Source organism: Burkholderia sp. Ac-20345, from assembly GCF_017104825.1.
Lineage (GTDB): Bacteria > Pseudomonadota > Gammaproteobacteria > Burkholderiales > Burkholderiaceae > Burkholderia > Burkholderia lata_B.
The window spans coordinates 60,642-80,650 of the sequence record NZ_JAAGPO010000015.1; the positions used below are offsets into that span (position 1 = coordinate 60,642).

The 20,009-nt window shown below is 66.7% G+C and carries 22 protein-coding genes; 6 read left to right on the forward strand and 16 right to left on the reverse strand.

Annotated elements, in window-relative coordinates:
- Nucleotides 1-88 precede the first annotated feature (88 nt).
- Complete coding sequence (locus G3O06_RS09095; RefSeq protein ID WP_174984136.1) at nt 89-505, reverse strand: hypothetical protein; 417 nt, start codon at nt 503-505, stop codon at nt 89-91.
- Entirely contained in the window at nt 502-1,140 is a 639-nt protein-coding gene (locus tag G3O06_RS09100) for a GNAT family N-acetyltransferase (protein WP_205815784.1), read from the reverse strand. The genes G3O06_RS09095 and G3O06_RS09100 overlap by 4 nt, the downstream gene beginning before the upstream one ends.
- A 182-nt stretch (nt 1,141-1,322) precedes the next feature.
- Between G3O06_RS09100 and G3O06_RS09105 the strand changes: the two genes are divergently transcribed.
- Together G3O06_RS09105 and G3O06_RS09110 are read left to right on the forward strand one after the other, a co-directional pair.
- Nucleotides 1,323-1,928, forward strand: coding sequence for a TetR/AcrR family transcriptional regulator (locus G3O06_RS09105; RefSeq protein WP_175007228.1), 606 nt, complete (start codon nt 1,323-1,325; stop codon nt 1,926-1,928).
- 63 nt (nt 1,929-1,991) lie between these two features.
- Nucleotides 1,992-2,471, forward strand: a complete 480-nt coding sequence (locus G3O06_RS09110) for a nuclear transport factor 2 family protein (protein ID WP_174997777.1) — start codon at nt 1,992-1,994, stop codon at nt 2,469-2,471.
- 504 nt (nt 2,472-2,975) lie between these two features.
- Here the strand turns inward: G3O06_RS09110 and G3O06_RS09115 are convergent.
- A complete protein-coding gene (locus G3O06_RS09115; RefSeq protein WP_174984130.1) occupies nt 2,976-4,061 on the reverse strand; it encodes a tartrate dehydrogenase in 1,086 nt (361 codons plus the stop codon).
- A 117-nt stretch (nt 4,062-4,178) separates the two neighbouring features.
- Here G3O06_RS09115 and G3O06_RS09120 point away from each other — a divergent pair, with 117 nt between their 5' ends.
- The gene (locus G3O06_RS09120; RefSeq protein ID WP_174917972.1) at nt 4,179-5,102 is read left to right on the forward strand and encodes a LysR substrate-binding domain-containing protein; all 924 of its coding nucleotides are present in this window, start codon (nt 4,179-4,181) and stop codon (nt 5,100-5,102) included.
- A gap of 159 nt (nt 5,103-5,261) precedes the next feature.
- Here G3O06_RS09120 and argC read toward each other — a convergent pair whose 3' ends face one another.
- Nucleotides 5,262-6,209 (reverse strand): N-acetyl-gamma-glutamyl-phosphate reductase, encoded by a 948-nt coding sequence (argC, locus tag G3O06_RS09125; protein ID WP_205815785.1) that lies wholly within the window; start codon nt 6,207-6,209, stop codon nt 5,262-5,264.
- Between the two features lie 120 nt (nt 6,210-6,329).
- On the opposite strand from argC, the gene G3O06_RS09130 reads away from it, so the two are divergent.
- Nucleotides 6,330-7,214, forward strand: a complete 885-nt coding sequence (locus tag G3O06_RS09130) for a LysR family transcriptional regulator (RefSeq protein WP_205815786.1) — start codon at nt 6,330-6,332, stop codon at nt 7,212-7,214.
- A gap of 73 nt (nt 7,215-7,287) precedes the next feature.
- Here G3O06_RS09130 and G3O06_RS09135 read toward each other — a convergent pair whose 3' ends face one another.
- From G3O06_RS09135 to G3O06_RS09150, 4 genes are all read right to left on the reverse strand, one after another.
- A complete protein-coding gene (locus G3O06_RS09135) occupies nt 7,288-7,752 on the reverse strand; it encodes a hypothetical protein (RefSeq protein WP_174974402.1) in 465 nt (154 codons plus the stop codon).
- A gap of 60 nt (nt 7,753-7,812) precedes the next feature.
- Complete coding sequence (locus tag G3O06_RS09140) at nt 7,813-9,030, reverse strand: patatin-like phospholipase family protein (RefSeq protein ID WP_205815787.1); 1,218 nt, start codon at nt 9,028-9,030, stop codon at nt 7,813-7,815.
- 129 nt (nt 9,031-9,159) lie between these two features.
- Nucleotides 9,160-9,945, reverse strand: coding sequence for a 3-hydroxybutyrate dehydrogenase (locus G3O06_RS09145; protein ID WP_174917968.1), 786 nt, complete (start codon nt 9,943-9,945; stop codon nt 9,160-9,162).
- Nucleotides 9,946-9,997: 52 nt separating this feature from the next.
- The gene (locus tag G3O06_RS09150; protein ID WP_205815788.1) at nt 9,998-10,738 is read right to left on the reverse strand and encodes an acetoacetate decarboxylase; all 741 of its coding nucleotides are present in this window, start codon (nt 10,736-10,738) and stop codon (nt 9,998-10,000) included.
- A 443-nt stretch (nt 10,739-11,181) separates the two neighbouring features.
- On the opposite strand from G3O06_RS09150, the gene G3O06_RS09155 reads away from it, so the two are divergent.
- A complete protein-coding gene (locus tag G3O06_RS09155) occupies nt 11,182-11,763 on the forward strand; it encodes an undecaprenyl-diphosphatase (RefSeq protein WP_174917967.1) in 582 nt (193 codons plus the stop codon).
- 26 nt (nt 11,764-11,789) lie between these two features.
- Here the strand turns inward: G3O06_RS09155 and G3O06_RS09160 are convergent, their stop codons facing one another.
- The 3 genes from G3O06_RS09160 to G3O06_RS09170 all read right to left on the reverse strand — a co-directional run bounded on the left by G3O06_RS09160 (nt 11,790) and on the right by G3O06_RS09170 (nt 13,758).
- A complete protein-coding gene (locus tag G3O06_RS09160; protein WP_205815789.1) occupies nt 11,790-12,014 on the reverse strand; it encodes a hypothetical protein in 225 nt (74 codons plus the stop codon).
- Between the two features lie 173 nt (nt 12,015-12,187).
- On the reverse strand, nt 12,188-13,009 hold the full coding sequence (locus G3O06_RS09165; protein WP_174974740.1) for a siderophore-interacting protein: 822 nt from the start codon (nt 13,007-13,009) through the stop codon (nt 12,188-12,190).
- Between the two features lie 38 nt (nt 13,010-13,047).
- On the reverse strand, nt 13,048-13,758 hold the full coding sequence (locus G3O06_RS09170; RefSeq protein WP_174997774.1) for a PadR family transcriptional regulator: 711 nt from the start codon (nt 13,756-13,758) through the stop codon (nt 13,048-13,050).
- A gap of 245 nt (nt 13,759-14,003) precedes the next feature.
- On the opposite strand from G3O06_RS09170, the gene G3O06_RS09175 reads away from it, so the two are divergent.
- On the forward strand, nt 14,004-14,621 hold the full coding sequence (locus G3O06_RS09175) for a LanC-like protein (RefSeq protein WP_205815790.1): 618 nt from the start codon (nt 14,004-14,006) through the stop codon (nt 14,619-14,621).
- Nucleotides 14,622-14,642: 21 nt separating this feature from the next.
- Here the strand turns inward: G3O06_RS09175 and G3O06_RS09180 are convergent, their stop codons facing one another.
- From G3O06_RS09180 to G3O06_RS09200, 5 genes are read right to left on the reverse strand one after another with little or no spacing between them, the layout of a single operon-like run.
- Nucleotides 14,643-15,626: an ABC transporter substrate-binding protein gene (locus G3O06_RS09180; protein ID WP_205815791.1), complete on the reverse strand. Its 984-nt coding sequence runs from the start codon at nt 15,624-15,626 to the stop codon at nt 14,643-14,645.
- Nucleotides 15,619-16,476, reverse strand: a complete 858-nt coding sequence (locus G3O06_RS09185) for an ABC transporter ATP-binding protein (RefSeq protein WP_205815792.1) — start codon at nt 16,474-16,476, stop codon at nt 15,619-15,621. The genes G3O06_RS09180 and G3O06_RS09185 overlap by 8 nt, the downstream gene beginning before the upstream one ends.
- A complete protein-coding gene (locus G3O06_RS09190) occupies nt 16,473-17,504 on the reverse strand; it encodes an iron ABC transporter permease (RefSeq protein ID WP_205815793.1) in 1,032 nt (343 codons plus the stop codon). The genes G3O06_RS09185 and G3O06_RS09190 overlap by 4 nt, the downstream gene beginning before the upstream one ends.
- 5 nt (nt 17,505-17,509) lie before the next feature.
- Nucleotides 17,510-18,508 (reverse strand): iron ABC transporter permease, encoded by a 999-nt coding sequence (locus G3O06_RS09195; RefSeq protein WP_205815794.1) that lies wholly within the window; start codon nt 18,506-18,508, stop codon nt 17,510-17,512.
- Nucleotides 18,509-18,555: 47 nt separating this feature from the next.
- Nucleotides 18,556-19,932, reverse strand: a complete 1,377-nt coding sequence (locus G3O06_RS09200; RefSeq protein ID WP_205815795.1) for an MATE family efflux transporter — start codon at nt 19,930-19,932, stop codon at nt 18,556-18,558.
- Nucleotides 19,933-20,009 lie beyond the last annotated feature (77 nt).

A 20,009-nucleotide genomic window follows, 5' to 3' on the forward strand; every position in this document is an offset into this window, starting at 1 on the left:
GCATCAACCGTGAGTGCGCACGCGTCGTGGCGACTCACTCATGCGCGCGGCGATCGACATCGATCGACATCGATCGGTGCGCAGACCGCTACTTGATCCGTTCACCGTTCAACCCTCGCGGGTCGAGCTGAAGACTCAACACGACGAGCCAGCGCTTCGGACACTGCGGCGCCACGTCGACCGGATCGCCGTGCGTGCCGGGAACGGTGACGAACCCGTGTTGCGCCGCGTATTGATACGCGCGCAACGCATCCGCCTGCAGCCAGAAGCTGACGAGCGCGCACGTCACGAAGCGGAACAGCAACACTGTCGCGGCATCCGGCGCAAAGCCGGCCAACACCAGCAGGTTTTCGAACGCGAACGCCAGCGCTTGCGCAACCGCGATCGTGAGGATCGTCAGCTTCAATACGCCGCGCAGCCGCCGTGCCGCACGCACGCGTGCCTGCCGGACGGAAAGTTGCGTGCGATCGTCGCCGCCTTCGCGCTTCGGCACATCTTGTTTCATGATGCTGCGCCGATGTGCCGCGCGACGTCGATCTGCGTCGTATCGCCGGCAACGATGCGGCCGCTCGCGACACTGACGGATTTGCACAGGATCGTGCTGTCGTAGTTGTGTCCCGGAAAGCGCATCACGTCGACCGGTTGGAATCCTTCGCGGCGATAGAAATCGATGAGCCGGATGGCCGCGTACGGTGCGTCGAGTGCGATGTGCGTCGCGCCACGCGCGGCGGCCCGCCGCTGGGCGAACGCGAGCAGCGAACGGCCGATGCCGCGATCCTGCCAGACGGGATCGACGGCCAGTTGGCCGAGCGTCGCGACCTGCCGGCTGCGGTACGGATCGCAGCGGGAATCGGGATCGTGCGAACGCATCGTCATCGTCGCGACCAGGTGTGCGTTGCCGAGCGCGACGAAGCACTCGCCGGTGAGCACGCGTTCGCGCGTCGCCGAGGCCGGCTGATCGACGCCCGGGCAGTTGAAGCCCAACGCGCCGAGCGGTGCGAAGGCGCGATGCAGCAGCGCGGTCAACGTGTCGTACGAATCGTTGCGCGGGTCGAAGCGCCGCACGACGACGCGGCCGTCGAGCCGCTTGGCATAAGCCGCATAGGCGCGCGCGGGGCGCGCGGATTCCGGTCGCTGCATGATGTCCTTTCGCCCAGACAGGGTGACCGAAGTGTAGTGAGCGTCGCACGTCCGCTTCAAGAAAAAATGTCGTAAACGCGGCGGGCCGCATCGCGCGGCCGCGCCGCGATTCAGCCCTCTCGTCGACAGGGCTTTTTCACGCGGGTGTTGACGATGGAGAACGATCGTTCTACCGTAAACCCATGAACACGCATCACGACCCCTCCGGCGAACCGGGCGTTCGCGACCGGCTGCTCGATGCAGCCGAAGCGCTGATCTATTCGGGCGGCATCCATGCAACCGGTGTCGACGCGATCGTCAAGCGATCCGGCGCGGCACGAAAGAGCTTTTATTCGCATTTCGAATCGAAGGAGGCGCTGGTCGTGGCCGCGCTCGAACGTCGCGACGAGCGCTGGATGCGCTGGTTCGTCGATGCAACGCTGGCGCGCGGCAAGGCGCCGCGCGTGCAGTTGCTCGGCATGTTCGACGTGCTGCGCGACTGGTTCGGGCAGCCCGATTTCCACGGCTGCGCGTTCCTGAACGCATCGGGCGAGATTCCCGATGCTGACGATCCCGTGCGCGTCGTCGCACGTGCGCACAAGGCACGCCTGCTGGCATTCGTGCGCGAGTGCTTCGATGCGTATGCCGACGAAGCGGGAATCGAGCGCCGCGGGCTCGCGCGCCTGGCGCGCCAGTGGCTCGTGCTGATCGACGGTGCGATCGGCGTGGCGCTCGTGACCGGCGATGCAAACGCTGCGCGCGATGCGCGCGCAACGGCTGAACTGCTGCTCGACGCGGTATCGCGGTAGTCGACGCAGCGAATCCGAACCGGCCGCGGTCGTCCGTGGCCACAACCTGAACAGGAGCAACCCATGTCCGTTTCCCCCGAAGTCCGTCCGCCCGTTCCCCCCTTCACGCTCGAAACGGCGCGCCAGAAGGTGCGTGCCGCCGAGGACGGGTGGAACACGCGCGACCCGCAGCGCGTGTCGCTCGCCTATACGCCGCAAAGCCAATGGCGCAACCGTGCGGAATTCGTGACCGGCCGCGACGAGATCGTCGGGCTGCTGCAGCGCAAGTGGGCGCGCGAACTCGACTACCGGCTGATCAAGGAGCTGTGGGCATTCGACGGCAATCGCATCGCGGTGCGCTTCGCATACGAATGGCATGACGACGCCGGCAACTGGTTCCGCTCGTACGGCAACGAGAACTGGGAGTTCGACGAAAACGGCCTGATGGCGCATCGTCACGCGTGCATCAACGATCTGCCGATTCGCGAGCAGGACCGCCTCTATCACTGGCCGCTCGGCCGTCGTCCGGACGATCATCCGGGGCTGTCCGACCTCGGGCTGTGACGCGCGCATCGACTCGACGGATCGACGAACGCGTCACCGGGCTTCAACGGTGAGTAAATTCGGGAGTCGATGCCTGAAGGTGAGATTTTTCGGGACGAGGTGAAATGTCGCGTCGGACTGTGTGCTTCGAGCCGTTCGACGCGGCATCGTGCCGGGCAAAGCGGACAGGCCGAACATGTCGGGATCGCGTGATACGCGTGTCGGCATGCAACGGTGTGCTTCACCGCGTGACGCATCTCACCGACCGCACAGGGCCGGCAGTGGATCGACGATCGGTGTGCATGCGTACGATGTGCAACTCACCGATCGCGTCGACGTCGACGACGGATAGCGCGAGCCGTGCGCGTTGCGGTGCGACGTTGCTCACCGTTCGACTTCACCGTGCAGGCATCGGAATTCGCACGAGTGCGCAAACGCATTGCGTGTTGCTCACCGCATGCCGCTCACCGCACGTCGATTCGCGCAGTCGCTGCCCGGCGCGTGCGAACGCGCCGGGCGTGATCGTCAGCCCGCGATTCGCGCGGCGATCGCTTCGCCCACTTCCTGCGTGCCCGCATTGCCACCGAGATCGCGCGTATGCGGCCCCGTGCGCAGCACGTCCTCGATCGCGGCGATGATCGCGTCGTGCGCTTCGCGTTCGCGGCCCGTGCCGTTGCCGAGGAAGTCGAGCATCAAGGCCGCCGACCAGATCATCGCGACCGGGTTCGCGATGTACTGCCCCGCGATGTCGGGCGCGGAGCCGTGCACGGGTTCGAACAGCGACGGAAACTTGCGGTCGGGGTTCAGGTTCGCCGACGGCGCGATGCCGATCGTGCCCGTACAGGCCGGCCCGAGATCCGACAGGATGTCGCCGAACAGGTTCGATGCGACGACGACGTCGAAGCGGTCCGGCTGCAGCACGAAGCGCGCACACAGGATGTCGATGTGCTGCTTGTCGACGGCGATGTCGGGATAGCGCTCGGCCATCTCGGCCGCGCGCGCGTCCCACCACGGCATGCTGATCGCGATGCCGTTGCTCTTCGTCGCGACGGTGAGGCGCTTCGCGCGCCGCTGCGCGAGGTCGAACGCGAATTTCAGCACGCGCTCGGTGCCGTGGCGCGTGAAGATCGACTGCTGCATCACGATCTCGCGATCGGTGCCTTCGAACATCGTGCCGCCGACCGACGAATATTCGCCCTCGGTGTTCTCGCGCACGATCATGAAGTCGATGTCGCCCGCGCGGCGGCCGGCGAGCGGCGACGGCACGCCGTCGAACAGGCGTGCGGGCCGCAGGTTGATGTACTGGTCGAACTCGCGGCGGAACTTCAGCAGCGAGCCCCACAGCGAAATGTGATCGGGCACCGTCGCGGGCCAGCCGACCGCGCCGAACAGGATCGCGTCCATGCCCGACAACTGCGCTTTCCAGTCGTCCGGCATCATCTTGCCGTGCTGCGCGTAGTAGTCGCAGCTCGCCCAGTCGATCTCGACGAAGTCGAAGCGGACGCCGAAGCGCGCGGTTACGGCATCGAGTGCGCGCAGGCCCTCGGGCATCACTTCACGGCCGATGCCGTCGCCGGGGATCACGGCAATCTTGTAAGTCCTGTCGGTCATGCAAATCTCCTTGGCTGGGTGGCCTGCTGTCCGGGGCGGTAGCGGCGCGTCACAGCATTCTATTTATTTCCATCTGGATTAAAATCGCGCGAAAGGTTAATCGACTTTCCACGAATCGTGAATAAATCGCCGAATCTCGACGACCTGCGCGTGTTCAGCCTGGTCGTCCGCCTGACCAGCTTCAGCGCGGCCGCCGAGCAGCTCGCAGTATCGCCCGCCTATGTCAGCAAGCGCATCGCGTTGCTCGAGGCGCAGCTCGGCACGCGCCTGCTGCATCGCTCGACACGCCGCGTCACGGTCACGGAAGCCGGCGAACGCGTGTACGCGCGCGCCGAGAAGATCCTCGACGACGTCGATCATCTCGTCGAGGACGTGTCGACCACGCGCACGGTGCCGCGCGGCACGCTGCGCATTTCGAGCAGCTTCGGCTTCGGCCGGCACATCGTTGCGCCGGCGCTGCTCGACTTCACTGCGCGCTTTCCGCAGCTGAATGTACGGCTCGATCTGTTCGACCGGCTCGTCGATGTCGCGGGCGAAGGCTACGACCTCGACGTGCGCATCGGCGACGAGATCGCCGATCACCTGATCGCGCGCCGCCTCGCCGCGAACTACCGCGTGCTGTGTGCATCGCCCGACTATCTCGCACGGCGCGGTACGCCGCGCTCGCTCGCGGATCTCGCGTCGCACGACTGTCTGGCCATCAAGGAGCGCGATCACCCGTTCGGCGTGTGGCGGCTGAACGTGCGCGGCGAAACGGCAACGGTGAAGGTCGGCGGCGCGCTGTCGACGAACCATGGCGAGGTGGCCGTGCAGTGGGCGCTGGCCGGCCGCGGAATCGTGTTGCGCTCGATCTGGGAAGCCGCGCCGCTGATCGAACGCGGCGCACTGTGCCGCGTGCTGCCGGACGCGATCCAGCCCGCGAACATCTGGGCCGTCTATCCGGAGCGCGTCGCGGCGTCGGCGAAAGTGCGCGTATGCGTGGATTTTCTGGTGGAGACGCTGGCCGGTTTGAATGCCGCGGCGGGTGACGAAACGGCCTGAAACCGGCTAAAGGTGAGCTTTTACGGGGGCATGTACGGAGCATCGGCAGGCCCCCGTTTCCGGCTCGCAACCGCATCGCGAGCCGGTAGCATCCCACGGGCACCAACGCATCGCGGCCGCGATGTGCCGGGCCGGCCGATGAGGGTGCCCGCACGCGGGTTACGCCGCTTTCGCCGCGCTTGCCGCGCCGAGCATCAGGTCGAGATTCTGCACGGCTGCCCCGGATGCCCCTTTGCCGAGATTGTCGAACACGGCGGACAGCAGCACCTGGCCGTGATCGGCATTGACGAACACGCCGAGCCGCAAACCATTGGTGCCGTTCAGCGCTTGCGGATCGAGATGCGTGATCGCGTGTGTTTCCGCGAGCGGTGTGACTTCGACGTGACGCGCGCCGGCGTAATGGTGCGCGAGACACGCATGCAGCTGCTCACCGGTCACGCCGGCAGGAAGCAGGCGCAGCTCGATCGGTACGGTGAGCACGATGCCTTGCCGATAGGCACCGTAGGCCGGCACGAACAACGGGCGGTTCGCCAGACCGGCATGCAGCTGGATCTCCGGCACATGCTTGTGCGCGAGTGCGAGGCCGTAGACCTGTAGCGGTTTCGCGTGCGAAGCGCCGTCCGATTCGAATGCGTCGACCGCCGCGCGCCCGCCGCCCGAGTATCCGGAGACGGCATGGATGCTCACCGGGTAGTCGCGCGGCAGCAGGCCGGCCTGTTGCAGGGGGCGCAGCAGCGCGATCGCGCCGGTCGGGTAGCAGCCCGGATTGGTGACGCGCCGCGCGTGCGCAATCGTCTGCGCGTGCCCGTCGGCCATCTCGGGAAAGCCGTAGACCCAATCCGGCTGCGTGCGATGGGCTGAACTCGCGTCGATCACGCGTACCGCCGGATTCCGGATGAAGCCGACCGCTTCGCGCGCGGCCGCATCCGGCAGGCACAGGATCGCGATGTCGGCTGCGTTGATCGCTTCGGCGCGCCGCACGGGGTCCTTGCGCTCGGCATCCGGCAGCGTGACGAGCTGCAGGTCGGTGCGCCCGCGCAGGCGCTCGTGGATCAGCAATCCGGTCGTGCCTTGATCGCCGTCGATGTAGACAGTGGGCTGGCTCATGGTGGTCGCGTTCCTTCGGTTCGGTCGTCGGGAAAGCCGTATCGTCCGCCGAACGCCTAGAATAGGAAAAGTTGAATTTACTGACTGCCAGATTCAGTTTTCTTGAACGAGAGGTGGGGAATGCGCGAGATCAGCCTGGACCGCCTGCGCACGCTGGTCGCGATTGCGGACCAAGGGTCCTTTGTCGCAGCGGCGCAATGGCTTCATCTCGCGCCGCCGACCGTCAGTCTTCACATTGCCGAACTGGAAGGCCGCATCGGCGCGCCGTTGCTGTCCCGCACGCGTGGCAACGTGCGGCCGTCGCCCATCGGTGAAGTGCTGGTGGAGCGGGCGCGCCGCCTGCTGGCCGAGGTCGAATCCACGCTGGACGATGTGCAGCGACAGGTGCAGGGGTTGGCCGGGCGCGTACGCCTCGGCGCATCGACCGGGGCGATCGCGCACCTGTTGCCGCAGGCGGTGGCCCGGTTGCGCGAGCAGCATCCGGACATCGATGTCCAGATCGCGGTGCTCACGTCGCACGACACGCTGGCGCGCATTGCGCAGGGCATGCTCGATATCGGGCTGGTGGCGCTGCCGCAGACGGCGGTTGCGGGGTTGTCGATCCGCGCGTGGCGGCGCGATCCGGTGATGGCGTTTCTGCCGGCGGACTGGCCGCTTCCGGCGCGCGTGACACCCGGCTATCTGGCCGCCCGCCCGCTGATTCTCAACGATGCGACCACCCGCCTGTCACGGCTCACGACGGAATGGTTCGCGCTCGGCGGCCACCGGCCGGAGCCGCGGATCGAACTCAACTACAACGATGCGATCAAGAGCCTGGTCGCCGCGGGTTACGGTGCGACGCTGCTGCCGCACGAGGCGGGTGCGCCGCTACCCGACGCACGCATCGTGATGCGGGCGTTGCGCCCGGCGCTGTGGCGTGAACTGGGTATCGCCCATCGGGCGGGGCCGGTCGAGCGGGCGACGCAGCACGTGCTCGATGCGTTGTGGGCGCTGAAGGCGCGATAGCGTGTGGAATGATGCGGGATAGCCGGCGCGGCGGTTCGTGCCGGGCGCACAGGCGCATCCGCCGCGCGCCGTTTCAGAGCCGGTTGTCCTTCGCGAGCGTCAGCACGCGTGCCCAACGCTGCGCATCGCGCTTGTCCATCATCGGCAGCTTCCATTCGCTGCGCACGGCATCGCGCACGCGCACGACGAGATGCCAGCGGCCGCCGATCGGCGCGGCCTGGCAGCCGTCGAGCTGCGACAGCGTATAGCGGCCGTCCGCGCCATCGTGCGACAGCCACAGCAGCCCCTGCGTCGCGGACACGCGCAGCTCGCCCCACGCACGATGCACGACGTGGGTCCAGCCATCTTCCTTCGTATTCGGTGCGATGTCGCGGCGGCGCTTGATCCACCAGGCAACCAGCGCGATCAGGATCGCGGCGGCGAGCACGGCGGCCGCAATCGCGACCGGCTGGCCGAACTGCGCGGCGATGACGTGAAACAGGTGAACCGCGCCCCATCCGGCAGCGATGAGCGCGAACAGTGCAATGAAAATCGGCATGTCTGGTCGGAGAAGAGGACGGACCGGCGCAGGCATCGCGCCGATCCGTCGCGCACGGCATTACCGTTTGCGGTGAATGTCGTGCGTCACGAAGCCCGAGTCGTTGTTGGGCAGCGCGAGGCCGTCCTTGACTGCGAGCGTCTTGCGGATGTCGTCGAGACCCGCGGACCAATGGTCACGCATCGTCGACAGACCGAACTGATAGTCCTTGTAGTGATGCTCGTACGCCTTCTGCTGGTAGATCAGGTGCTGGATGTTGTACTTCTTGCTGCACGACATCGCATCGGCCTCGACGCACCACGGATCCGCCTTGCGCTGCTCTTCCGGTACCTGGTCGAGCACGTGGCGCAGCACGTTGCGGTAGCGCTGTTCGCGCTGCAGCGTGTCGGTGACGAAACGCGTGCGGCTCGAATACTGCACGTCCTTCGTGCGTTCGGCGACATCGGCCATCGAGCGCGGCAGCGGCCCGCGCGCGCTCCACAGATCGACCTGGAACGCGAGCGTGTCGCGGCGCGGCCGGGCGCGCAGCACTTCCATCAGCGGCGTGTTCGACACGACGCCGCCGTCCCAGTAATACTCGCCGTCGATCTCGACCGGCGGGAACGCGGGCGGCAGCGCGCCGGACGCCATGAAGTGCTCGGGCGCGAGGCGGGTGCGCGTGTTGTCGAAGTACACGAAGTTGCCGGTGCCGACGTTGACCGCACCGACCGACACGCGCGTTTCACCCGAGTTGATCCGGTCGAAATCGCACAGCTTCAGCAGCGTCGCGCGCAGTTGCGACGTGTCGTACCAGCTGATCTTCTCCGGATGATCGGACACGCCCGGCACCGGCGGCGGAAAGCGCGGCACGAAGAATCCCTGCTGGCCCTGCATCATCGCGCTCGCGGCCTGCGACGCGGTGAAGAACGTGCGGATCTGGTCGATGCTGTTGAACAGCGCGAATTCGAATGCGGCCGGAACCGTCGGGAAGAACGCCGGCTTGCAGATCGTTTCCCAGAACTCGCGCAGCCGCTCGACACGATGCTCGGGCGCATTGCCCGCGATCAGCGCGGTGTTGAGCGCGCCGATCGAGATGCCCGCGATCCAGTCGAGCGGAATACCCGCCTCGTGCAGCCCTTCGAACACGCCGGCCTGGTACGCGCCGAGCGCGCCGCCGCCTTGCAGCACGAGCGCGATCGTCTCGTACGGCAGCGTGCGCGCGGCGGTCGGTGCGCCGACCTCGTGATGCAGGTCCGCCGCATCGACGGCCTGTTTTTCTGTTCGGGCGTGCGGTTTCATCAGTTCTCCGAGAAATCCCGCCTTCGATGGCGGAGATGGATGGCGTGACGTCGACGGACGGCACGCCATCGTGAGTAGTGAGAATAGGCGGTGATGCGGGAATCGCCTCCCTTCAGGGAGGCGGAGACGTTACTGCATGAACCAGCCGTGGCTGACGATGAACGACTGGCCCGTGAGCGCGGCGCTCGGGAAGGCCGACAGGAACAGCACCGTCTGCGCGACGTCCTGAACGGTCGTGAACACACCGTCGACCGTATTGCCGAGCATCACCTTCTTCACCACTTCCTCTTCGCTGATCCCGAGCTCCTTCGCCTGCTCCGGAATCTGCTTGTCGACCAGCGGCGTGCGCACGAAGCCCGGACACACGACGTGCGAGCGCACGTTGTGCTTCGCGCCTTCCTTCGCCAGCACGCGGGCCAGACCGAGCAGGCCGTGCTTGGCCGTCACATAGGCCGACTTCAGCGGCGACGCTTCGTGCGAGTGCACCGAACCCATGTAGATCACGACACCGCCGCGATCGTCCTTGTACATGTGCTTGAGCGCGGCCTTGGTCGTCAGGAACGCGCCGTCGACGTGGATCGCCTGCATCTTCTTCCAGTCGGAGAACGAGTAGTTCTCGATCGGGTTGACGATCTGGATGCCCGCGTTCGACACGAGGATGTCGACCGAGCCGAACGCTTCGGCCACCTTGTCGATACCGCTGTTCACGGCTTCCTCGTTCGTCACGTCCATCGCGACGCCGATCGCCTTGCCGCCCGCCTTGACGATCTCGTCGGCAACGGCGTTTGCGCCGTCCTGGTTCAGGTCGGCGATCGCGACGGCCGCGCCCGCCTTCGCGAGCTCGAGTGCGATTTCCTTGCCGATGCCGCTCGCGGCGCCCGTGACGACTGCGGTCTTGCCATTCAGGTTGCTCATGTTCGAATTCCCGTGGTGAAAGGATTGACAGGGAGAAAGGACTGCGGACGTGTTACTGAGCCAGGTAATCGTAGACGACTTCGCCGAGGCCGAGTGTCAAATCCGCGACGATGTGGCGGGCTTCGACGATCTCGAGCACCGGCAGGTCGGCCACCGGCGCGAGTGCGTGCGGCGCCAGCTCGAGCGATGCGGGGCCCGTCCACGCGCCCTTCATCTTGATGTCCTGCAGGTAGTAGCGCACCAGTTCGCAGACGCGCGCGGTACCGTCGACGTGCGGGATGATCTTCAGCAGGAAGTTCGGGCCGGCGAGACGCTTGGTCTGCTCGTCGATGTCGAGTTCCTTGTGCTTGTAGCCCATCGTGCCGGTGGCGACGCGCACCTTGCCGTAGTCGAGCGTGCCGAGGAGGTGGTCGGTGTTCACGTGCAGCGTGGGCGACGCGAGCTTCTTCGGGAAGCCCCACAGTTCGCGGCCGCCGGCGATCGGCGGGTGGTCGTCGAGATACATCGCGAGCGTGTAGCCGCCCGGCTGGCCGTTGTATTCGACGGGAATCACCTGACCGCTTTCGGTGTAATCGCCGAAGCCGGTCGAATCGGCCATGCGAATGAATTCGTAATGCACGAGCGGCTCGGTGATCTGCAGCGGCTCGGGGACGATTTCGCGGAGACGGTCCGGATCGGTACGATACGTGATGATCAGGAACTCACGATCGACGAAACGGTACGGGCCCATCGGGAAGGCAGGGCTGGTCAACGGCATCGCAAACGCTTTCGATCGGACATCGCTGGGTTTCATGCGGACTCCTTGTTGTTGATCGCTTCGTGGATGAGTGCTCGTAAGCTCGTAATCCTATGCCTGTGCGTTGCCGTTGTGCGATGCCGCATATGGAATTAATTGTTGCCGATTTCGAATAATTCGCAGCGTAAATATTGAGATGAATGACGCAAACGGCATGGTCGGCACCCGGCGTCCCGATGTTTGCACACGTCGATGACGCCACGATGTGAAAAAGGTGAGTCTTTACGGGATGGTGGGTGAGCCTTTACGGGAGACGGTCGCGCGGGAATATGACAATTGTGTGAACTTGTGTTGCGGTGCAGGCTCTAAGTGCGTTCGCCGCGGCGGGCTTCGTCGCGCGCGGCCGCCGCATTAAGCATCGCTTAAGCGGGTGCGCCCTAGCATCGTTCGTATCAGGCCGGGCAACCGGCCGCCTTTTTACGCCCCACGCAACCGGATTCATGCAGACCCTCAATCTCACCCTCTTTACCGCCATCAACGCCGGGGTTGCGCCGCAGCCTGGCGTTGCCCGCCTCGCCATCTTCGCCGCCGACTGGCTCGTCTATGCGTTGCCCGTGATGCTGCTGCTGACCTGGATCTTCGGTGCGCGCCCGACACGGCGCCAGGCGATCGAAGCCGGCGTCGGCGTGTGCGTGGCGCTCGCGCTCGCGCAGGTCATCGGACATTTCTGGTTTTCGCCGCGCCCGTTCATGGCCGGCGTCGGCACGCAACTGATCCCGCACGCGCCGGACAGCTCGTTTCCGAGCGATCACATGACGTTCGCGTGGAGCATGGCAGCCGGGCTGATGCTCGGCGGCACGACCCGGCTCACCGGGTTCGTGATGGCGGCGATGGCCGTGGCGATTGCATGGGGACGTATCTACGCGGGGGTGCACTGGCCGTTCGACATGGCGGGCGGTGTGCTGGTCGGCACGGCCGGCGCGCTGGCCGCGCACCTGTACGGGCAACGCGCGACCGCGCTGCTCGAACGGCTCGGCGATTCGGTGCATGCAGTCGTGATGGGCCGCCGGCACGCGCCGTAAGCGGCAGGAGATCGGGCAGGACGCCGTCAGCCAGGTGTCTTGGCCGATTCGGCCGATGCGGACGGGCCGCCGCCCGCATCGTGCAGTTCCGGCGTATCGGCCGGGTGTTGCGCGGCGTCGCGGTCGAGTGCGCTTTCCTTCAGGATCGCGCACATCGCGACGAACAGTGCGAGTACCACCGCGGCAAGGCCGCAATAGCCGGCGATCTTCAGGTTGCGAAGGAACGGCGAAGCGTGGCTTTCTCTTGTCATGACCGGGCGCTCCTGGGCGGGCTGCGGCGGCTGTCGCCCGACAGCGGCGTCGCACACACAGATATATACCAGCCGCGATAGCGGTGCCAAGCCCGCTGGTGCGCCGACGCCACGATTGTGTCATCGGCCGGTCAACTTCAACCGGGTACCCCTTTACCGGGTACCCGCACCCGTCAGTCTTCCAGTGTTTCGTGCACGGCCGCCGCGCCGCGCTTCCAGTAGGCCGCCGCGCGGATGCGCGACTTGTCGACGCCGCGCTCGCCGGTCAGGTGCTGGCGTACCGCGCGCATCGACAGCGCTTCGCCGGCCGCCCACACGTAGCCGTCGCCGGACGGCGGCAGCGGCATGTCGCGCACGGCATTCAGCAGTACGTCGCCGTCGGCCGCGTTGGCTTCGGCGCGGAAGCGCCAGATTTCATGCACGTCGGCACGCGTGTCGAACGCGATCTGCGCGGTGCGATCCGCGACTTCCAGCACGACGGCCACGCGCGCACCGGCCGGCAATTCCGCGAGACGCCGCGCGACCGCCGGCAGTGCCGTATCGTCGCCGATCAGCAGGTGCCAGTCGAAACCGGTCGGGACGACGAACGAACCGCGCGGGCCGCCGATGCCGAGCCATTGGCCGACGCGTGCCTGTGCGGCCCACTGCGACGCGGGGCCCGGGTGGTTCAGCACGAATTCCAGATCGAGTTCGCCGGCGGCGCGGTCGAAGCGGCGCGGCGTGAAGTCGCGCGCGACCGGCTTCGGTTCGCCTTCCGGAAATTCGGGACCGTTCTCGCCGAGCGTCGGCATCGCGGGCCGTTCAGCGCCGGGCGGAGGGAAAAATACCTTCACGTGATCGTCGAACGACGCGGATTCGAAATCCGCGAGATCGGGGCCGCCGAGCGTGACGCGCAGCAGGTGCGGCGTCACGGTGTGCACGCGCAGGACCTGCAGCAAGCGGAACTTGAGGGTGTGGCGCACGCGGGTCACGGTGCGGTCGGATGTGTTCTGCATCAATCCGTTCTCCTGAGGTTTTGACGGGGCAGCACGGCTTACGCGCCGGTGCCGCCTTCGATTTCGGCTGTCGCGCGGCGCATGATGGCCGCGATGCGTCGCTGTTCGTCGGCGTCGGCGGCGCTCTTGTGCAGCAGCGCGCGCTTGAGTGCGAGGCGCGCCTCGACGAACTCCGGCAGCCAGCCGGCTTGTGTTTCGTCCTGCGTTTCGCTGCCCGCCGATTCCCCGGCAAACGCGCGGCGCATGAACTCCATCTTGCGCGCGAGGTGCGTGAGGCGCGCGAACAGCGTATCGACGCGTTCGCGCTGGGCGTCGAGATGGGCGCGGCCGGCGTCGGTCAGCGCATAGCGCTTGCGGTTGCCTTCCGCCTGCGACGCGACGAAGCCGACTTCTTCGAGATACGTAAGCGCTGGATACACCATGCCGGGGCTCGGGCTGTAGAAGCCGTTCGAACGCGTGTCGAGCGCCTTGATCAGCTCGTAGCCGTGGCTCGGTTGTTCGGCGACGAGCGCAAGCAACATCAGCTGGAGATCGTCGGAGCTGAACTGGCGGCCGCGCGGCATACCTTCGTCACCGGAATCGCCAAAGCCGCCCCGTCCGCCGCGACCGCCGAACGGGCCGCCACCGAACGGATCCTGGCCGCGGCGGTGGCGGCCGATCGCGTACCAGAGACCGGTGAACCACTCCGGGCGGGCATGTGCGCCATGGCCGTCGCATCGGGCATGGCCGCGGGATGGGTTGTGTCGCATGATCGAATCCTATATCTCGTAAAACATATCTAAAGATATATATCGAAAGATAGGTCGTCAAGGGGATTTATTGGGGTTGGATGGTGGGGCGGGGATAGGGCGGCAGCTTTTTAGGTTTGCAGAAAAGGTGGACTGTTTTGCAATACTTAAGCTCGGCTATTTATCTTCAAGTATCGATAGCAATTTTGGGGGCGAATGCTGGACCTCGGCGGATACATGTCCGTGCGTCAGCGGCACAGCGGCACTTGGCTAACAACGACGCAAAACCGTGGACTGCGGCGATGCGTATAACATTCGTGGCGACAGCATCACCGCTGATCCGCGGCCGGCATCTGCTCGATGGAGCAGACTGGTCGCGCTGGCAAGAAGCGATCGCGAACACGGTGCGGCAAACGACGACTCACGAACACGGCAGAGTCAACTGGCGGATCCAGCTTGACTCGGCCGTTTCGTCGGGCGACGACCTGCTGATGCAGTTCTGTCACGGCGCGCCGGGCTTCGTCACGTGCCTGTCGCGCTTCCCCGGCACGGCGCTCGATGATCTGCTGATCGGCGCGGGAAAAGCGGTTTGGGATGCGGGGCCGCTGGCCAAAGGTCCGTCTCTCTGTCACGGCACGGCCGGCAACGGCTACACGTTCCTCGTGCTATACCAGCGCACCCGAAACCCGATCTGGCTCGACCGCGCCCGGGCGTTCGCGATGCACAGCATCGGCCAGTCGGAAGCACATGCGGTGCGGTATGGACGGCGACGCTATTCGTTGTGGACCGGGGATCTCGGTGTAGCCATCTATCTGTCAGACTGCTTGCGCGAATCGGCGGCGTTTCCGACGCTGGACGTTTTTTATCCTCTGCAACCGGTGTGAGATTTCGACCCGAACGGCACATCAACCGGCGCGCTGCAAATACAACGACGCGATCTCGCGCAAGTCCGGCAGTGCAAAAACATCGGGATGCAGGAACGCAGCCGCCTCGGCAAGCACCGCATGCCGGGCGATTGGCCCGAACGATTCGATCCAGTGATCGCCTACGCTCACAATCTTCACGCGATGCGTCGACGCGAGATGCTGCCACACGGGGTTCGTGTCGAAGCTGCGCCGACCACCATCGTTGTAAACGAAAATCGTGTCCGGCTTCGCAAGCAACAGTGTCTCGAGGCTCATCTGGAACGCCGTATTGTCGCGCTGCGACGGCAGCGGATTGCGCCCGGCGACGTTGACGCCACCCAGTGCATTCAGCAACGAGCAGGTCATGTTCTCGTCGTAGAACGCCCACGGCGCGACGCCCGCCCCCCAGACGAACAGGTAGCGCGGCGCGCGGTGCATTCCTGCGCGTGCGCGGAATCCCGCCAGCACGTCGGCAAAACGCCGGTTGAGCGCGGCGGCCGCGTCGGCACGGCCAAGTGCGGCCCCGACGAGCGCAATGCTACGGTCGCTGTCGTCGCCAGTCTCCAGGTCGAGCGCAAGATACGGCGCGATCTGCCGGAGCCGTACCGCGTTCGCTTCGGTGTAGCGGCGGATCGCGACGATGAGGTCGGCATGCGCGCTCGCCAGCAATTCCAGGTTCGGGCTCGCGCGCTGCCCGAGGTCAATCACGCGGTCCATCCTGTCCAGCAGATAGGCAGGCCGCCGGCTGCGCACCAGAAACGTCGACGCGATCGGCTGCACACCGAGCGCCAGTGCGGTATCGGCACCGAAGTACGAAATCGCCGCAAGCCGGCTCGGTGCGGTATCGAAGCGCAGCGTCACGCCGCGATCATCCACGACGCTGTACGGCGAGGCTGATGACGCCGCGCAAACGGGTTGCACGAGCACCGCTGCCAGCGAAGCCGGCAATGCGAACGACAGCGCACGACGCTTGCGGTCAATCATCTCTGGCGGCCCCAATCGATGGCACGGCGTCGCAAACGGCCGGCCCGGCATCGTCCTCGCCTTCGACGGGTGCCGCATAGCCGAGCGGATGGCAGACCGGCACACCGTCGCTCGCACCATGCAGCCGCTCGCTGCGCACATGGAATACGTCCGCAACGAACGTCGTTGTAAGCACGTCGATCGGTGCGCCGTTGGCCACGAGCCGGCCGTCGCGCATCACGATTGCCCGATCCGCGAAGCGCATCGCCTGGTTCAGGTCATGGAGCGACATCACGAGCGTCAGCCCGAACTCCTCGTTGAGCCGCCGCAGCGTCTGCATCACGTCGAGCTGATGCCCGAGGTCGAGATAGGTCGTCGGTTCGTCGAGCAGCAGGATGTCCGCGCGCTGCGCGAGCGCCATCGCAATCCACACACGTTGGCGTTCGCCACCCGACAGCGCGACGAGCGCGCGGTCGCGCATCGCAACCAGCCCGGTCATCTCGAGCGCCCATTCGACTGCTTCGCGATCGTCGTCCGTTTCGCCGCGCAGCCAGTTCCTGTGCGCGAACCGTCCGTGGCGGACGAGTTCCTGCACCGTGAGGCCGGACGGAATGTCCTGCGTCTGTGCCAGGAACGCGATGCGCCGCGCAAGCTTGCGGCGCGGCCATTGCCGCAGCGGAACATCGTCGAGCGATGCATCGCCGCCGCGCGGCGGAAGCAAACCGGCTAGCGCGCGCAGCAGCGTGCTCTTGCCCGAGCCATTCGGACCGAGCAGGACGGTGATCAGGCCAGGCTCGATCGACAACGACAGGGCGTCGACGATGCGGCGCGGGCCATATCCGAGCGAGAGATCGCGAGCAACAAGTGTCATCGTGAAGACCGGGACAGCAGATAGAGGAAGAGCGGCGCGCCGAACATCGCGGTGACCGCCCCAACGGGAATTTCGGCCGGTGCGACGACGACGCGACCGGTCAGATCCGCAAGCGCGGTGATCAGCGCACCGAAGAGGAGTGCGAATGGTGCTTGCCGCCCGAGCGGGCCGCCCACGGCGAGCCGCGCGAGATGCGGTGCGATCAGGCCGACGAACGCGACAGGGCCGGCGATCGCTACCGCGCAGGCAGCCGCGAAACCGGCATAGACGATCGCCACGAGACGCCAACGCTCGACGCTCAGCCCAACGCTCGTCGCCGCGTCATCGCCAAGCGACAGCACCTGCACCGCCGGCAGGATGACCGGGAGGAGCGCGATCGTCGCCACGGTCCACGGCGCGAGCAGCAGCACGTGCGTCCAGCCGCGCGCGTACAGGTTGCCCGCGAGCCACGTCAGCAGCACCTCGATCCGGCTCGAGCCCCAGCCGGCAAGTATCGTCATCGCGACCGCATACATCGCGGCGCTGACGGCGACGCCCATCAGGATCAGCCGGAACGGCGCCGTGCCATTGCGCCACGCCAGCACGTAGACGCCCAGCGCCGCGCCGATGCCGCCTGCCTGCGCGACCAGCGGCATCCACGTGATGTCGTACGCGTCGAGCCGGCTGCCGTCGAGCGATCCGGCAAAGTTCACGACGAGCAGCAAGAGCATCACGCCAAGCGTCGCGCCGGACGACACGCCGATCACGCCGGGTTCCGCGAGCGGATTGCGCAGCGCCGCCTGCAGCACGAGCCCGCTCGCTGCCAATTGCGCGCCGATCATCAGCGCAAGCAGCACACGCGGCAGGCGCAGATCCCACATCACGAAGGCAACGTCGCGTGCGCCGTCGCGATGGATCAGTGCCTGAATGGCCGCCGTCAACGGGAAATCGGCCGCGCCGAAACGCACCGACAGGACAACCGTGAGCATCAGGATCACGGCCCACGCTGCGCGTCGCGCGTACGACGTGCCAACCAACCAGATCGACATGCCCTTCACGTCGATCCCCCTTCGTCGCGGCGAATCATCGCGATCAGCAACGGCGTGGCGACCAGCGCGGTCAGGAAGCCGACCGGCAGTTCGCGCGGCGCGGCGACAGTGCGGGCGACGAGATCGGCTGCCGACACGAGCAATGCGCCCGCCATTGCCGTCACGCCCAACGTTCGGCGATAGCCGCCCCCGAGCGCGACACGCGCAAGATGCGGCACGCACAGCCCGACGAAACCGACCGGCCCCGCCATCGAAACGACCGACGCCGACAACGCAACCGCGATGCCAGCGAGAATCAAACGCCAGCGCAGCAGGTCGAGTCCGACGCCCTGCGCTGCTTCGTCGCCGAGCGCGAGCGTGTCGAGCACGCGCGCGCAGGCCAGTGCGGCGGCGAGCCCCGCGACGGTCCACGGCGCGACCATCGCGACCTGCTGCCAGCCAACACCGGCGAAACCGCCGGCCAGCCAGTAGAACAACGGCCCTGCCTGCGGCCCCGCCACGATCATCAGCGAAATGACGCCCGCGCTGCCGAGCGCGGCGATCGTCGTTCCGGCCAGCGACAGACGCAGCGGCGACAGTCGCGCGCGCCACGCCAGCGCGAACGTGAGCGTCGCCGCGATGCTGCCGCCGGCCAGCGCCACGAACGGCAACATGCCCGCGCCCCAGGACGGCGCCAGCACGGTCGCGGCCACGACCGCGAGCGCCGCGCCGCTGACGACGCCCGTCAGCGTCGGGTCGGCGAGCGGATTGCGTGTGATGCCCTGCATCAGCGCGCCGGCGACCGCGAGGCTCGCACCGACCATGAGCGCCGCAATCAGGCGCGGCAGCCGGAGCGTGTGAACGATCTGCGCGGCGGGTGTATCACCGCCGGCCAGCGCATCGAGCGCAGCCGCAGGACTCAGCACGAGGTTGCCGGCGCACAGACTCGCGAGCGTGATCGCAGCGAGGCCGCCGATCAGCACGAGCGAAACCGCACCGACCCGTGCGCGTCCCCCGCGTGCCATCCCCGGCAACGGAGAACGCGGGCGCCTAGCCGTTACGGGCCGTCCGTTCACGATCGTGCCGCGCCGGCCTGCTTCGCCAGCGCCCCCAACCGGTACTCGAACTTGCGCAGCAGCATCGTCGCGGTCGCGGCCAACCCGATGGCGAGTCCGGCCCAGATGCCGTAGATGCCATAGCCGAGCATCACGCCGGCGGCCCAGGCGACCGGCAGCCCGATCATCCAGTATCCGACGATCGAGATGCGGAACGCGCTCTTCACATCGCCGAGCCCGCGCAGGATGCCGACGCCGATGTTCTGGCTGCAATCGAAGATCTGCAGCAGCGCCGCGATCGTCAGCAGCCCCGTCGCGAGCCGCAGCACGTCGGCATTTGCCGCCGAGCTGCGTGCGAGGAACGGCGCGAGCACATGCGTCGGCGCGACGAGATACGACAGCGCGACGATCAGCATCGCGCCAACGCCCAGCCCCAGCCCCGTATAGCCAAGTCGCCTTGCGCCGCGATAGTCGTGCTGCGCGCATGCATGGCTGATGCTGATCGACGACGCATGCGACAGCCCGACCGAAATCATGAACACGATGTAGATCACCTGGTTGACGACCGTCTGCGCCGCGAGCGCGTCGGTGCCGAGCGTACCGATCACGAGGGTGAGCACGGTGAAGAACGCGGCTTCCGAGCCGTAGGTCGCGGCAATCGGCGCACCCATCTTCAGCGTCTGCCTGAATGCATCGGCATCGGCGCGCCAGAAGGCCAGCGACAGGTGCTCACGCAGTGCCGCCCGACGCTTCGCGATCGTCAGGAACGCGAAGAACGACAGCAGGTACACCGCGCTCGTCGCGCTCGCGACGCCGGTCAGGCCGAGTTCGGGGAACCCGAAGCGGCCGAACATCAGCGCATAGTCGAGCACCGCGTTGACGGCGATCGATACCACCGTGATCGCGAGCAGCGGCCCCGGTTTGCGCAACCCGACGGTGTACTGGCGCAGCGACTGGAACCACAGGCACGGCAGCATGCCGGGCGCTGCCGCCGCGAGGTAAAGCGCGGTCTGCCGCGCGATGCCCGGATCCTGGCCGAGCCAAACGAGCGGCCGTTCGACGGCCAGCATCAGCAGTACGAACGCGAGCGCGGCGAGCGTCGACAGCGCGAAGCTCGCCCGCACGAGACGCATGATCCGCGCCGTGTCGCGTTGCCCGTTCGCGAACGCGACCAGGTTGCCGGTGCCTGTGACGAGGCCCGTGCCCATCGTGCGCAACTGGTTGAACAAGGTCAGCGCGAGCCCGCCGGCCGCGATTTCCCGCGGGCCGAGCATCCCCATCATCACGATGTCGGTTGTCGTCAGCGCGACCTGCGCGAGCTGGGTGAGGATGAGCGGCGCGGCGAGCGCGCCGATGTGCCGGGCGTCGAGCCAGAACTGTCCGTGAGGTTTCATGCGATGACGGTGAGAATCGGATGGGCAAGCCATCGGCAGGCGGGGCCGCGTGTCTGCGCCCCGGCCTGCCGGGGTCC

Coding starts and splice junctions, on each gene's coding strand:
- G3O06_RS09095 (WP_174984136.1), bottom strand. CDS start 505: ATGAAACAAGATGTGCCGAAGCGCGAAGGCGGCGACGATCGCACGCAA.
- G3O06_RS09100 (WP_205815784.1), bottom strand. CDS start 1,140: ATGCAGCGACCGGAATCCGCGCGCCCCGCGCGCGCCTATGCGGCTTAT.
- G3O06_RS09105 (WP_175007228.1), top strand. CDS start 1,323: ATGAACACGCATCACGACCCCTCCGGCGAACCGGGCGTTCGCGACCGG.
- G3O06_RS09110 (WP_174997777.1), top strand. CDS start 1,992: ATGTCCGTTTCCCCCGAAGTCCGTCCGCCCGTTCCCCCCTTCACGCTC.
- G3O06_RS09115 (WP_174984130.1), bottom strand. CDS start 4,061: ATGACCGACAGGACTTACAAGATTGCCGTGATCCCCGGCGACGGCATC.
- argC (WP_205815785.1), bottom strand. CDS start 6,209: ATGAGCCAGCCCACTGTCTACATCGACGGCGATCAAGGCACGACCGGA.
- G3O06_RS09130 (WP_205815786.1), top strand. CDS start 6,330: ATGCGCGAGATCAGCCTGGACCGCCTGCGCACGCTGGTCGCGATTGCG.
- G3O06_RS09135 (WP_174974402.1), bottom strand. CDS start 7,752: ATGCCGATTTTCATTGCACTGTTCGCGCTCATCGCTGCCGGATGGGGC.
- G3O06_RS09140 (WP_205815787.1), bottom strand. CDS start 9,030: ATGAAACCGCACGCCCGAACAGAAAAACAGGCCGTCGATGCGGCGGAC.
- G3O06_RS09145 (WP_174917968.1), bottom strand. CDS start 9,945: ATGAGCAACCTGAATGGCAAGACCGCAGTCGTCACGGGCGCCGCGAGC.
- G3O06_RS09150 (WP_205815788.1), bottom strand. CDS start 10,738: ATGAAACCCAGCGATGTCCGATCGAAAGCGTTTGCGATGCCGTTGACC.
- G3O06_RS09155 (WP_174917967.1), top strand. CDS start 11,182: ATGCAGACCCTCAATCTCACCCTCTTTACCGCCATCAACGCCGGGGTT.
- G3O06_RS09160 (WP_205815789.1), bottom strand. CDS start 12,014: ATGACAAGAGAAAGCCACGCTTCGCCGTTCCTTCGCAACCTGAAGATC.
- G3O06_RS09165 (WP_174974740.1), bottom strand. CDS start 13,009: ATGCAGAACACATCCGACCGCACCGTGACCCGCGTGCGCCACACCCTC.
- G3O06_RS09170 (WP_174997774.1), bottom strand. CDS start 13,758: ATGCGACACAACCCATCCCGCGGCCATGCCCGATGCGACGGCCATGGC.
- G3O06_RS09180 (WP_205815791.1), bottom strand. CDS start 15,626: ATGATTGACCGCAAGCGTCGTGCGCTGTCGTTCGCATTGCCGGCTTCG.
- G3O06_RS09185 (WP_205815792.1), bottom strand. CDS start 16,476: ATGACACTTGTTGCTCGCGATCTCTCGCTCGGATATGGCCCGCGCCGC.
- G3O06_RS09190 (WP_205815793.1), bottom strand. CDS start 17,504: ATGTCGATCTGGTTGGTTGGCACGTCGTACGCGCGACGCGCAGCGTGG.
- G3O06_RS09195 (WP_205815794.1), bottom strand. CDS start 18,508: ATGGCACGCGGGGGACGCGCACGGGTCGGTGCGGTTTCGCTCGTGCTG.
- G3O06_RS09200 (WP_205815795.1), bottom strand. CDS start 19,932: ATGAAACCTCACGGACAGTTCTGGCTCGACGCCCGGCACATCGGCGCG.